The sequence below is a fragment of the Prevotella disiens genome (assembly GCF_900454955.1).
Taxonomy (GTDB): Bacteria; Bacteroidota; Bacteroidia; order Bacteroidales; family Bacteroidaceae; genus Prevotella; species Prevotella disiens.
In genome coordinates, this window is record NZ_UGTL01000001.1 from 2,271,921 (window position 1) to 2,286,481 (window position 14,561).

At 39.0% G+C, this 14,561-nt stretch carries 9 protein-coding genes; 4 read left to right on the top strand and 5 right to left on the bottom strand.

All coding sequences use genetic code 11. The features are described from left to right. Positions 1–81 precede the first annotated feature (81 nt). Positions 82–1,248 (bottom strand): nucleoside recognition domain-containing protein, encoded by a 1,167-nt coding sequence (locus DYI03_RS09975; RefSeq protein WP_021669986.1) that lies wholly within the window; start codon positions 1,246–1,248, stop codon positions 82–84. A gap of 234 nt (positions 1,249–1,482) precedes the next feature. Here DYI03_RS09975 and DYI03_RS09980 point away from each other — a divergent pair, with 234 nt between their 5' ends. Both DYI03_RS09980 and DYI03_RS09985 read left to right on the top strand, forming a co-directional pair. Beyond that, the gene (locus DYI03_RS09980; protein WP_021669985.1) at positions 1,483–1,998 is read left to right on the top strand and encodes an OB-fold nucleic acid binding domain-containing protein; all 516 of its coding nucleotides are present in this window, start codon (positions 1,483–1,485) and stop codon (positions 1,996–1,998) included. A 244-nt stretch (positions 1,999–2,242) separates the two neighbouring features. Beyond that, complete coding sequence (locus DYI03_RS09985) at positions 2,243–3,079, top strand: hypothetical protein (RefSeq protein ID WP_021669983.1); 837 nt, start codon at positions 2,243–2,245, stop codon at positions 3,077–3,079. A 111-nt stretch (positions 3,080–3,190) separates the two neighbouring features. Here the strand turns inward: DYI03_RS09985 and DYI03_RS09990 are convergent, their stop codons facing one another. The 4 genes from DYI03_RS09990 to DYI03_RS10005 form a co-directional block, all read right to left on the bottom strand. Further along, positions 3,191–4,096 carry a hypothetical protein gene (locus DYI03_RS09990; protein ID WP_021669982.1) on the bottom strand — a complete coding sequence of 302 codons (906 nt, stop codon included), beginning with the start codon at positions 4,094–4,096 and terminating at the stop codon, positions 3,191–3,193. Between the two features lie 44 nt (positions 4,097–4,140). Next, positions 4,141–5,781: a RagB/SusD family nutrient uptake outer membrane protein gene (locus tag DYI03_RS09995; RefSeq protein WP_021669981.1), complete on the bottom strand. Its 1,641-nt coding sequence runs from the start codon at positions 5,779–5,781 to the stop codon at positions 4,141–4,143. Between the two features lie 20 nt (positions 5,782–5,801). Continuing rightward, entirely contained in the window at positions 5,802–9,035 is a 3,234-nt protein-coding gene (locus DYI03_RS10000) for a SusC/RagA family TonB-linked outer membrane protein (protein WP_021669980.1), read from the bottom strand. Positions 9,036–9,616: 581 nt separating this feature from the next. Then, the gene (locus tag DYI03_RS10005) at positions 9,617–10,075 is read right to left on the bottom strand and encodes a hypothetical protein (RefSeq protein ID WP_021669978.1); all 459 of its coding nucleotides are present in this window, start codon (positions 10,073–10,075) and stop codon (positions 9,617–9,619) included. Positions 10,076–10,294: 219 nt separating this feature from the next. Here DYI03_RS10005 and DYI03_RS10010 point away from each other — a divergent pair, with 219 nt between their 5' ends. Both DYI03_RS10010 and glgP read left to right on the top strand, forming a co-directional pair. Further along, positions 10,295–11,959 carry a glycogen/starch synthase gene (locus DYI03_RS10010; RefSeq protein ID WP_021669977.1) on the top strand — a complete coding sequence of 555 codons (1,665 nt, stop codon included), beginning with the start codon at positions 10,295–10,297 and terminating at the stop codon, positions 11,957–11,959. A gap of 30 nt (positions 11,960–11,989) precedes the next feature. Beyond that, entirely contained in the window at positions 11,990–14,548 is a 2,559-nt protein-coding gene (gene glgP, locus DYI03_RS10015) for an alpha-glucan family phosphorylase (RefSeq protein WP_021669976.1), read from the top strand. Positions 14,549–14,561: the final 13 nt, after the last annotated feature.

The window sequence follows — 14,561 nt, forward strand, 5'->3', positions numbered from 1 at the left end:
TTTCAAAATTCAAAAGAGCCTATTTTGGAGTGCAAAATAGGCTCTTTTGAAGCACAAAATAGTGGGTTTTATTTTTTTACCCTAAAAAAGCGTGTACAATAAATATCCCCAATGAGCCACCAAAGCTGCACACAAACCACCAATAGTGTGGGAAATGATAGCCTTTGAAGTAAGCTCACGGTAGCCAATGGTATCGAGCATAGCTGTGTGTGTACTCAAAAAACCGCTCCAACACATACCCATACCTGTAAACACAGCAATAGCGTTGCCATCTATCCAACCTTGAGTAACAAAATTAGGCACCAAACTAAGTGCTGCACCTACCGCACCAAGAGCAGTAATAGGGAAAGCTATTTGGTGAGGGTCTGAAAAGCCAAACAGCGGCTCTAACAGCCAATTAAGATAGTTGGCAGCTTCGGGTAAAATAGCGATACCTTCGTAGGCAGCACCTGTAAATTCGCCACTCTTGCTCGGTCCGAAAGTAAGAATCATGACAAGTGTTGAAATGATTAACACACCCGGAATAATAGCTACACCTACTTCTACTCCCGATTTTCCACCATCTAACAAAGAGTTAAGAGTGCGCAAAAAGACTGATTTTTCTTCTTTGTGTTCTGGGCGTTCTACTTGTTTCTCAAACTTTTCACCTTGTAACGCATCTTCTGTAAGATATTGTGGATAGGCTTTTAGCACAAAACGTTGCATGCAGCGAGTTGAAACAATACACCCCACACATGCACCAAAGAAACCAATAAGTGGTTCTACAAAATAACCATGACCCAACATGAAAACTATAACAATGAGTCCCATGCCAAAAGCGGTTCCGAAATTGGTAAGCGAAATATATTGAAACTTCTTGAAATAGCTGCTAAAATGCTTATCTTGTGCCAAAGTTATGATAGCTGGATTATCTGACAAAAAAGTAAGGACTGCTCCTAAAGCTGCAACTCCGGGCAAATGGAACAAAGGACGCATCAAAGGACGTACCAATTTTTCGATTAAGTCGACAACCCCAAACTCTACCATAAGTTTTCCTAAAGCACCCGTGAGAACACAGATTGCCATAAGATAAAAACAAGTGTTGAGCAAAAGGTCATGAGCCGTGTGCATGATAGTATTTAACATTGGTGCAACACCCATAACACAGCCAATTCCGCCAAAAAGGGCAATAATAATAGTAAGACAAATGATACCACTAAACATCATTTTTTTACTTTTAGTTTGTTGATTTTGTTGGTTTTCTTCCATTTTCGTTTAGGTAATATGATATTAAATTTAAATCGGTCGTAAAATTAGCATATTTTTTTAGAATAAAAGGACTAAAAAGATAATAATTTTTCTATCGTACAATAAAACATAAATAAATAAACTATATTTGCAGTAAACAAACATTATTTGCTGAAAAAAATCACTAAATTTAGGTATTGCAACTCTTCTGCTCAGCACCTAACTTTGCAAACTGAAAATTACAAATATTACACAATGAGAAAAATATTATTCTTGTTCGCAATGATAGCAACATTGATGTCAGCGAACGCACAAACAAACAAAACAACAGCAGCACAATGTCCTATACTTACCTCTGATGAACTGTTAGAGCAAGCTGAAAAATTTGTAAACAAAGAGGTTTATGTAAAAGGAGTAGTAACCCATGTTTGTCATAACTCTGGTAAAAAAGTATTTATAGCTACCAACGATGAAAACAAAAGTATTCAGATTTTTGCAGGTGGCAATATCGATAAGTTTAGCACAGACCTTGCAGGAAAGCAAATCAGGGCAAAAGGAAGCGTTGCAGAACATCGCATTAGTAAAGCAACCATTGACAAACAAGAAGCACAAATGGCAGCCGAACTTGAAAAAGAAAACTGTATGAACGTAGAACGCTGCAATAGTGTAATGAGTAACTATAAAAAAATGCAAGAATGGATGGCAAAAAACAAAAAAGATTACTATCCGCTCTACTTCGTAAAAGCAACAAGTTTTGAAATCTTGAAATAAAACTCATACCCCACCATAGGAGCAAAGCACCATTAGTTTTGCTCCTTTTTTTATGCATACACGGCAAATAAAAATGGGAATATTCCCCAAAAATGAAAGAAAATAGTATATTTGCAAGGTGCAAATGAAGCAAAGCAAAATTTAAATATGGTTGCAGCGAGAAATTGCACTATAAAAAAAACACATTTATCACACATTGCAACATAAAAAGGCAATAAAATCATTAACTTTAAGACTTATATTTATGGCAAAAAAATTAAAACACAGGTATGTTATTGGTGGATTCACGCTATTCTTTGCAAGCATATTTGCAACAACACAAGCACAAACAATTTACAAACTGAAAGTTTGTGGAACAGAAGTAACATCGGATAATGCCGCTGATATTACAGGTGCATGGAAAAAAGCAGGAAAAATAACCTACAACGATGCTACAAAAACATTAACTTTGACCAATGCTACCCTCGAAGCAACCGAAAGTGACAACTGCATACGCAACGAAATGGGTACATTAAACATCGTTTTTGAAGGCACAAATACACTTAATTCTGCTTGGGGTGCTGGTATCTACAACGACGTAAATGGGAAAATGACCATTACGGGAGGTACCGCAAAAATAAAAGTACAGGAACAAGCAGGTATCTTTTCAAGCGAAAACTCTGAACTTACCATAACAAAAACCAACATTGACACCTATGGCTATTGGGGCATCAGTGGCATTACGGGCATGAAAAACGAAAAGCTAATCATTGATAACGCCACCGTTTCTGCATTTGGAAGTTGGGCCTCGCTCTCTGCATTCGCTTCGTTTACGCTGACCAATGGTAAAATTATAGAACCAACAGGCGCAACATGGAAGGACGATATGCACGCAGCATGCGACAAATACAAGAGTATCATCAAAAACAAATACGTTAAAATCACTCCAACAACAAATGGAGTTTCAACCACAGAAAAGAAAAATAACAACGAAATTAAAGCCATCTATACCATAGAAGGCAAACAAATAAGTAATCTAAAGCGTGGTATTAATATCATCAAATACAACAATGGAAGTAGCAAAATAACGCTACAAAAATAAAAAACTATCAATAAAAAAAGAGGTTTTGATATTTATCAAAACCTCTTTTTTATTATACCGCTTTCTATAAAAGCGTAACTATTAAAATATTTATACTATAATCTAAAACGATTATTCATAAACAAATACTTCAACTTCAGCTGCAAAAATACCCTTAAATTCTGCTCCTGTGTAAATAGTAGAGAAAGTAATCGTCTTGTTTTCTTTATCGAAAGATGAAGGCTTTTTAATTTGAGCTTCAGCATCTTTACCCTTGAATTGAGGGAAAGCATTAAGAGTATGAGCATAAACAACTTCCTTTTTCTTGGTTCTCAAACCTGTATCAACGTTTTGGAACGTAACGCGGTTTGTTTTAGGATCAACAGTAAATGTCATAGGGAAACCTTCTTCCATCATATAAGGCTCTATCTTATATTGATTAGGAGCACTTTCATTTTGATAAAGAATTCTATTACCTAACTTCGCAGGTTTGTCAAAAAGTAACCATTGCTCTCCGCTATTATTCAAGAAATGACCAAGGTCATTTTCAGGAGCAGCAATAGTCAAACTACCTACACCTATCTGCTTCCAAGCAGAAATTCCAAATTCTGTTGTACCAGCAACAAAAATCAATGTACCAGAACCATAAGGAGAAACAAAAGCAGGATCAAGAGTAATTTTACCACCTACATAACTTCCTTTTTTTACATCATCAACAGTATAAGTAACGTTAATATAACCTTCAGTTTTGCCATCTTCAAAAATTGCTTTCTCAGCCACTTTATAGATATTACCCTTACCAGCAGTGAAAGTAACAGGAACCTCAAGGGCACCTTCTGCCTTTAAACGCTTTACTGGAATCTGGAAAGAGTTTCCTTCTTTGTTCAACTGAATTTTCTGTGAAGTCTGTTCGAAATATACTTTTCCATCAGCATTTTCTCCAGGACCATCATATTCATACTTATCTGTGCAGGCGGTTAGGCTCAAGCCTAACACACCTACCATGAGGAAAAATGCACTTTTAAAAATATTATTCATATTTGTGTAGTTTTTTATTTACAATAAATTAATATTTTCAACTCTTATTCTTGCCAAGGCTTATAAGCCATTGATGGGTCAGGGTTATTGTAACCAGCAATAGCAGGGTTATCATTTGTTTCCAAGTCCACAATACAGAAGTTCATCCAAGCAGGACGACCCTTTGTATTGAATCTCCATTGCTCGAAGAAGTTTGTGCCAGGATAACCACGAGTTACAGAAACATTAGCACGTTTGATATCGAAGAATGATAGACCTTCACCCCAAAGTTCGATACGCTTTTGGAAGAGGATTTCGTCGATAGCCTTGTTGCCTGTGAAACCATAATCCTTAGTTGTATCAAATTTGTATTCTGGGTCACGATATTTCTTCATGAAGTTTGTAAGAAGTTGAATACCTGAACCAGCAGCTAAACGCTCAGCAGCTTCAAATTGAATGAAGTACATTTCTTCAACACGCATCAAAGGATAAGCTGTGATAGGACCAATTGAAGAATTCACATAGTTTCCTTCTGCTGGACGGAACTTCAATGAACCATATACAGGAATACGCTCCTTAAAATCAATCTTATCCGCCGAACCATCTATATACTTATTCTTTGCCTCCAATGGTGAGCCAGCAGGAGCCTTCCACATCGTTTTACGCCAGTCAGTATCACTGATTTTGTCATAGAATGATTTTCCAATCATGTTCATAGGACCATTACCAGCATAGCCGAATACAGTTTCGTTTGAAGCGAAAGAGGTAAAGTTGAGAATACCTGACTTAACTGCGGCGTCTTCAGCAGTGTATTGAGCGCCCCACATCCACTTTGTAATATTATTGAAACCAGTCTTTGTATCTGTAGCTTCCTTTTCCTTCATAGGATCTCCACCATAAGCACTGATAGCCTTTTCAGCATATTCCTTAGCCTTTGCATAATCGTTGTTCCACATATAAAGGCGAGCCTTTAAACCATAAACAACAGCAAGGTTAGGTAAAGTATTACCCTTGTTAGAAGCAATATTTACAATATACTTTTCAGCATTATTCAAGTCGCTTTCAATAAACTTAAACATTTGCTCGTGAGTAGCACGTGGGTTATTACGAGACTTTAATTCAGCCAAAGTATCAGTTACGATAGGACATGTAAGTCCTTTTACATCATGACCTTGTGCATTTTTTGAATCAGGGAACTTATCGTTTGGCAAGAACTCGTACATTTGTGCCATTTGGAGGTAGTTATCTGCACGATAAGCATAACCTAAACCGAGATAGCCCAATTGTTCTTTTGTTGCCTTTTCAGGTGAAACTGCAGAAATTACAGAGTTTGTTGCTAAAATGTAACGATAATAGTATGTGTATACAAACTGTGTAATGAGGTATGAAGGACCTAAGAATCTTGTCGCTGCCCATGGGCTAAATTGGTTATAGTCGTGGTCTACGACTACATAATCGTCAGCCATGACATCGCGAATACGCATGATAGCAGAAGTACCATAAGCCCAATGTTGACCACGCCAAATACTTTTACCATAAGCTGGCAAACCTTTTACAACCGCAGCAATTGCTGTTGACGATCCTTCTAATTGTTTTTGTGTAACCGTACCATTTTGTGGCATTGCTTCGTCTATACAACTTGTCATAGCAGACAATGTAAGACCTGCAAAAAGAACACTATAAATTGATTTATTTATTTTTTTCATATTGGTCTGTTTCTATTATTTTAGAATGTTACTGTAATACCACCAGAGATTGTTCTAACATTAGAGTAGAGAACGTTAGAAACGCTACCAGAGATAGACTGACGTGGGTCAAGACCTTGACGCTTTGACCATACCCAAATATTATCGCCTACTGCATAAACACGAACCTTAGCGAGACCTAACTTGCGTGTGTACTTAGCTGGTATGGTGTAACCGAGGTTAATGTTTTGAAGGCTAAGGTAAGAAGCAGATGTCAACCAACGGTCAGAACTTGCTGTTGTGTATTGGTCTTGGCTTTGTATACGTGGAATATTAGAACCTGTGTTTTCAGGAGTCCATGCCTTAAGCAAGTCAACGTGCATAGCCCCACCACGGTTGTGGTCCATAGCTGCTGCATAGTTGCTATCGTAAACCTGACCACCGAGTTGGTAACCGAAGTCAATAGAGAAGTCAAAGCCCTTCCAAGCGAGGCTTGTACCGAAACCACCGTATGCGTCTAGCAATGCTGTACCGCAGAGGTGATAAGAAGCATCTTCTGCATTTTCAACAGTGATAGTCTTTTCTACTATCTTTTGACCATTTTCAACAATGTCTTTTCCAGCTGCGTCCTTCTTGTAAATATCTTGGTAGAAGAGAGACTTACCTGTTTTTGGGTCTACACCAGCATATTTCTTCAAACGGAATGTGTACATAGATTGACCTTCACCATAGAAGTAGCTACCGCTATTGTATCCAGGAACGCCATCGAGCCATGCTGTTTTGTTAGCATCAGCAATGCGAGTAATCTTATTCTTATAAGTTGTAAAGTTCAAGTTTGCACTCCACTTGAAGTCGCGTGTACGAATAATGTCACCAAACAACTCGATTTCAAGACCTCGGTTGCTCATATCACCTACGTTAGCATAGTATCCGCTCCAACCGTATGATACTGGCAAAGAGAAGAATGCGAGCATATCCTTTGTAGAACGGTCGAAGTAAACGATGCTACCGCTTAAGCGTTGACGGAAGAATGAGAAGTCGAAACCTACGTTAAACATACCTTGCTTTTCCCAAGAAATCTTTTCATTACCACGTGAGCCTGTAACTATAGAAACTTCATTGTTAGAAGAAACGATGCTATATGTATTTGTGTAAAGGAAATTACCTATATTATCATTACCTTGTGCACCATAAGAAGCCTTAAACTTCAATTCATCTACCCAAGGAGCATTGAACCAAGATTCTTTAGAGATGAGCCATGCGCCACCTAAAGACCAGAAGTTACCCCAACGGTGATCTGGGTGGAATATTGAAGAAGCATCACGACGATAAGACATTTCACCAAAGTATTTGTTATCGTAGCTATAGTTGATACGACCGAACCAACCTTCAGTATTGTAGAGAGAATTGCTTGAACCTGTACTCTTTGTTACAACTGCCCCTGAAAGTTCAGCATAGTTCAAATCGAACATGTTGTGCTTTGTTCCGCTCAATGATGTACCAATCAATCTGTAGTATTCATGACCAGCCATTACGTCAAATTCGTGCAAGCCATATTGATGTTTCCAGTTCAAAATTTGTTGATAGTTATAAGACCAGTTACGTTTATGGGCAACAGAGATATGACCATTATCTTTTGCATATTGACCAAACCAAGGGTTAGTTGTTCCCTTACCACGATATTCTTTCAAGTAAACACTGTTTACGCTTTTGAATGTGAAGTCTTTCAAGAAACGAATATCTACAGTACCTACACCATTGAAAGTGTTACCATCAGTAAAGTCAAGGTTAAGGCGGTTGTCAGACAATGCATTAGATTTACCCAAGAATGGACGCATCAAACCGAGCGCCATAGTGTCATCACCATAGTCGTAAGCCTGAAGACCAGACTCTTCGTGGCGCATGATGTTCTTATCCTTATCACGGAGATACAAAGGATAGATAGGAGCTATACGAGTTAATGCGAACATATTACCAGAGTCAGTTGAAGTACCTTCACCACCATTTGCAAAGTGTGTAGAATAGTGAGAGTAGTTCATGTTACCACCAATGCGCAACCAATCGTTGATTTGGTAGTCAGCTTTCAAACGGCTTGTGAAACGTTGGTAATCAGAGGCAACAGTAATACCGTCGTCTTTCAAATAGTTAATAGAGCCATAGAATGTAGACTTGTCAGTATTACCCACTGCAGATGCAGAATATTCTTGGCGAAGCGCGTTGCTATAAATAGCGTCAATCCAGTTGTCAGGTTGCAACCAGTATTGTTGTCCGTCCTTACCTTCAACCATACGACCAAGAGTTGCGTTAGGATTCAACTTACCGTTACGACCGATGAGAGTTTGTCCTGCTGGATATGTGTAAACATTATATCCCAAACCAAAGCTGTTAGAAGCTGTTAGGTTAGCATTAGCCCAAGCGTATGCTTGTTCAGGAGTCATACCTTTACCATCTACAGGGTCAGCAGCATAATTATAAAGACCCTTATAATACAATTCGTAATAAGCAGCAGGGTCTGTTACGTATTCGTAATCAGGGATAGCACGAGATTTAACACCCCATTTAGCATCTACCGTAATAGTACCACGGTCAGCACGTCCAGCCTTTGTTGTAATAATAATTACACCGTTGGCACCACGAGCACCATAAAGTGCAGCAGAAGCAGCATCTTTAAGAACGGTCAAACTTTCAATATCTTGTGGGTTGATAGACTTAATATCACCATCGAATGGTATACCATCTACTACATACAAAGGAGAACCACCTGCGGTGATAGAACCGATACCACGAATTTTAACACTTGATGAAGAGCCTGGATCTCCAGAACTTTGTACCATTTGTACACCTGAAACCTTATTCTTCAAAGCATCAACAGCATTTGTAACCTGTACTTTAGTGATGTCATCAGCCTTTACGACAGCAGCAGAACCTGTAAATGCAGATTTCTTCTGTGTACCATAAGCAACAACAATCACCTCTTCCATAGTTTTGCTGTTTGACTCAAGTACTACGCGCATATTAGGGGTAGCCTTTACCTTTTTAGACGTCATACCTACATAAGAAAATTCGAGCATCGCACCAGCTTGTACGTCTAACTCAAATTTACCATCGAGGTCAGTTTGGGTACCATTTTGAGTACCTAAAACTTTAACGAAAGCTCCGATTACAGGTTGTTGATCCTCGTCCGAGATAACAACACCCGTAACATGTGTCTGTGCCATTGCCATTCCTAAACTTAGGAACATGCAGGCGAGAAACATTGTTAGTCTTCTTTTCATAAAATCTCTCTCTTTAAAATTTAATTATTAACAGTTATAATTCTTTTTCGCATGGGAGCTCGTCCCAATTTCTCATAGCTTTTGTTAAAGAATGAAAGCGTTTTCATCTTTTAACGTAAATGCAAAGATAGTATATAAGAATTAACGAAACAAATAAAATTAATGAAATGAGTATGTTTTTTGCATTTATTAACACGAAAGTAATTAAACCAAACAGAAAAGTAGCGCAAATGGAAAAGTCTTGCAGCTGTTTTGTGCGTAGTTCCTTGCGTTTGTACTGTCCTTTATAAATAAAAATAAGATTGTGATAAAAAGTTTAGAAAAGAAAGTAAACGATTATTATTTCATTAAACATTGTTTTCGAGGCAGCAAAAAAAAGGAATTCAAGTTCATTGAAATTTTTAAAAAGATTTTATCACTGTTTGTTTAAATAACGAAACATATTCTTTGAAAGGAGCAAACAGCAAATTTTTGAATTAGGAATAGAGCATTGAAACTCAGTGAACGAAGTATAAAAAAGGAGATGTCCGTCTCCTTTATATAATAAGGTATAAGAAAATTCTCTTTTGTTTGGGAAGCATTTAAGGTTTAAAGACCATCGTTTTGGGTAATTTCACCCATTTACTATTTACGACAATCTTGATAATACTGCCTTGTACTTGGCGAAATGTAAATGTTCCGTCAATGTTGTGTGTCAGTGTTGCGATTAAATCTTCGCTACCATAATCATTAATAATTGTCAGTGTAGCCACTTCGCCTCGAATTTCCACGTCAGAGATTATCCATTTACGGGTATCACGCTTTGCTCCAAGATAGCCTGCAACTTCTCCGAACACTTCTTGACGCGGCACAATGATGTTTTGTTTATAAAAGTCAATGTCTAACCAAACTTGAAATTCGGCATTCTCGATATGTCCTTTAAAGGTTGTCGTATCGTTATTGAAAGTCCTATCATCAGGCGTTAATTTGTTCATTGGTGTTGCAAAAGTTACCAATGGAATAAAAAACAGCCATGCTATAATCAATATTTTTGATTTCATACTCTTCACCTTTCTTCTTTATTTTATTGTTGCAAAGTTACTTTTTTTTCTTATTCGGCGCATGAAAAGATGCTTTTCTTTTTCAATATTTAAGCCTTTTCACTCTTAAAACGTGATTTATATCATATTTTAAGCCTACCTTATCTAAAATAATAACTTTTTTTTTTGGATATTCGTTTTTTATTTTACCTTTGCAACATACACTATAATATAAAAAAGATGTTTCCGGATTTTATTTTTGAGGCAAGTTGGGAAGTATGCAACAAAGTTGGCGGTATTTACACCGTACTTTCAATGCGCGCAAAGACAATGCAAGAAAGATTAAAAGACCAAATCATTTTTATTGGTCCAGACTGCACAAAGGACGCAGAAAATATCTATTTTAAGGAAGACAAAAGTCTTTTTGCTGAATGGGTGCAAGTTACAAATGATGAAGGACTAAGCATAAAGGTAGGACACTGGGATATTCCAGGTTTACCCATTGCAATTCTCATAGATTACACTTCCTTTTTTGCTCAAAAAAACGAATTTTATGGCAATCTTTGGCAACAATACAAGGTAGATAGTCTCCATGCTTATGGCGACTACGATGATTCTGCCATGTTTTCTTACGCCGCTGCAAAGGTAGTGGAAAGCTATTATCGTCATTATTTGCTTAACCACAAAAATGTTATTTTCCACGCAAATGAATGGCAAACGGGCTTCGCCGCATTGGTATTGCAATATCGTGTACCCGAAATCGCGACCCTTTTTACAACTCACGCAACGGGCATTGGGCGCAGTATTGCAGGCAATAACAAGCCACTTTATGGTTATTTGCCAGCTTATAATGGCGACCAAATGGCAGGCGAGTTAAATATGGAAAGTAAACATTCGATTGAAAAACAGACAGCACTCCATGTTGATTGCTTCACTACCGTAAGCGAAATAACCGCTTTGGAGTGTAAAGAGCTATTGGATAAGCCTGTTGATGTTGTTTTGCCCAATGGATTCGAAGACGATTTCGTGCCGAAAGGTGTTGCTTTTACCAATAAGCGCAGGGCTGCACGCAAGCATTTGCTGCACATAGCGGAGGCTTTGACAGGCGACACGCTCGACGATGACACGCTTATCGTGTCTACTTCAGGGCGTTACGAATTTAGAAATAAGGGCATTGATGTGTTCATTGAGGCTATAAATCGATTGAACCATGACGAAAATATGCAACGAAAGGTAGTGGCTTTCATTGAAGTACCAGGGTGGGTAGCCAATCCTCGTGCCGACCTTCAAGAGCGTTTACTATCGGGAAAGAAATATGAAACGGCATTGGAGCAGCCACTGCTCACCCATCGTTTACACAATGAGGACACGGATAGCGTCTTAGGAATGGCGCAATACTTAGGCTTGAACAATGAAAAAGAGAATCGTGTGAAGCTCATTTTTGTGCCTTGCTATTTGGACGGAGCCGATGGTATCGTGAACAAGTCCTACTATGACGTAATTTTAGGCAACGATCTTTGTGTCTATCCGTCTTATTATGAGCCTTGGGGTTACACCCCTTTGGAGTCAATTGCTTTCAAAGTGCCTTGCATTACGACCGACCTTGCAGGCTTTGGCTTATGGGCGAATGGTGCAAAAGGCAAAGCGTGTGAAATTGAAGACGGTGTAAAAGTGATACATCGCACTGACGATAATTATTCGGAGGTGGCAGAAAGCATTAAGGAAACTATTTTAAGTTATGCCAAAATGAACAAAACCACTGCCAATAAATGTCGTACCAATGCGCAAAAGTTATCGAAAAAGGCTCTATGGAGCGAGTTTTTCAAGGCTTACGAAACCGCTTACGCTAAGGCATTGAGCCGTAGGGACGAGCGAATGAGTAACGTGGCGACTATTAAAAAGTAAAAAAGGTAAAAAAATACAATAGAAAAAATTATGAAAATTAAGTCTGATTATTCTAACGAGCCTCAATGGAAAGAGGTAAATATCAAGTCGAGTCTTCCTAAAGAGTTGGCTTGCCTTGACGAAATTGCCCACAACCTTTGGTATGGTTGGACACACGAGGCACGCAGTTTGTTCACAAACTTGGATAAAGAACTCTACGAAACAGTAGGACACAATCCTGTTTTATTGCTTGAGCAACTAAGTTATGACCGCAAAGAAGCGATTGTAAAGGATAAGGAATTAATGAAGCAAGTGAAGAACGTTTACAAGATGTTCAAAGATTACATGAATGTTAAGCCTAATAGCAAACGTCCTTCCGTAGCTTATTTCTGCATGGAATTTGGTTTAAATCAGGTTCTAAAGATTTATTCAGGTGGCTTAGGAATGCTTGCTGGCGACTATCTTAAAGAGGCTTCCGACTCAAACGTAGACCTTTGCGCCGTGGGTTTCCTTTATCGTTACGGCTATTTCCGCCAAAGTTTATCAATGGACGGTCAGCAAATTGCTAAATATGATGCTCAAAGTTTCAACTCTTTGCCAATTGAACGTGTACTTGACGAGAACGGAAATCAAGTAATGGTGGAAGTTCCTTACAACAATTATACGGTGCATGCTTTGATTTGGCAAGTAAACGTAGGACGTATCAAACTTTATTTGTTGGATACTGACAACGAAATGAACTCTGAATTTGACAAATCTATTACCCATGCGCTCTATGGAGGGGATTGGGAAAACCGTATTAAGCAAGAAATTTTGCTCGGTATCGGTGGTATGCTCACATTGAAAAAACTCGGAATAAAGAAAGATATATACCATTGCAACGAAGGACACGCTGCACTTTGCAACCTGCAACGCCTTTGCGACTATGTAGAACAGGGCTTATCGTTCAATCAGGCTATGGAACTCGTGCGTGCATCTGCACTTTACACTGTTCACACTCCTGTTCCAGCAGGACACGATTACTTCGATGAAGCGCTCTTTAACAAGTATATGTCGGGTTATCCTGCAAAATTGGGCATCACATGGGACGAATTTATCGGCATGGGACGTACCAATCCTGATGACCATAGCGAGCGTTTCTGTATGAGTACCTTTGCTTGCAACACATCGCAAGAAATCAATGGTGTTTCTCGTTTGCATGGTTGGGTAAGTCAAAAGATGTTTGCTCCACTTTGGAAGGGCTATTTCCCTGAAGAAAATAGTGTGGGCTACGTTACCAATGGTGTCCACTTCCCTACTTGGGCAGCTACCGAATGGCGCAAGGTTTACAACAAATATTTCGATAAAAACTTCATGGCTGACCAAAGTAACGAGAAAATTTGGCACGCCATCTACGATGTTGCAGACGAAGAAATTTGGGAAACTCGCATGGCATTGAAGAACAAACTTATCAAATATATCCGTGATAAGTTTACTCAACAATGGTTGCGCAATCAAGGCGACCCTGCAAAGGTGGTTTCTATCCTTGAAAAGATTAATCCTAACGCATTGATGATTGGCTTTTGCCGCCGTTTTGCAACCTACAAACGTGCCCATTTGCTGTTTACAGACTTAGACCGTTTGGAGAAAATCGTAAACAATCCAGAACGCCCCGTACTCTTCTTCTTCTCTGGTAAGGCTCACCCTGCCGACGGTGCAGGACAGGGCTTGATTAAGAAGATATTTGAAATTTCACGTATGCCACAGTTCCTTGGTAAGATTATCTTCCTCGAAGATTACGACATGGAGCTTGCTCGCCGCCTTGTTTCGGGTGTTGATATTTGGATGAACACCCCTACTCGACCATTGGAAGCCAGTGGGACATCGGGCGAAAAGGCTGAAATGAACGGTGTTGTAAACCTTTCTGTACTCGATGGTTGGTGGGTTGAAGGCTATCGTGAGGGTGCTGGTTGGGCATTACCACAGAAACGCACTTACCAAAATCAGGAATATCAAGACCAATTGGACGCTGCTACCATTTATAGTTTGTTGGAAAACGAGATTACACCTTTGTTCTTCAACAAAACAAAGGGCAAAACTTATTCGGAAGATTGGGTAAAAGTGGTGAAAAACTCAATCGCTACTATTGCGCCTCATTACACAATGAAACGCCAATTGGACGATTACTATTCAAAATTCTACAACAAACAGGCTGAACGTTATGCAAAATTGCACGCTAACGACAACCAACTTGCAAAGGAAATAGCAGCTTGGAAGGAAGCTGTGGCAGAACGTTGGGACGCTATCAATGTTGTTGAAAATAATATGGACTCGTTGCAAGATGCTGTAACAGGCGAAGTTACCACGCTAACTTACACCATTGACGAACAAGGCTTGCAAGATGCGGTTGGTTTAGAGTTTGTTATGCTCGATAACAACCCTACCGATGACGTTACTATCCACAAGGTTCTTCCGTTCAAAATGGTGAAGAATAACGGTAACCTTTATACTTTCCAACTCGAATTCGACTCTGCTGACGCTGGAGCCTTCAAGTGTGCCGTTCGTATGTACCCAAAGAACGACCTCTTGCCACATCGTCAAGACTTCTCTTACGTTAAGTGGCTCGACTAATCCGCCACCGACA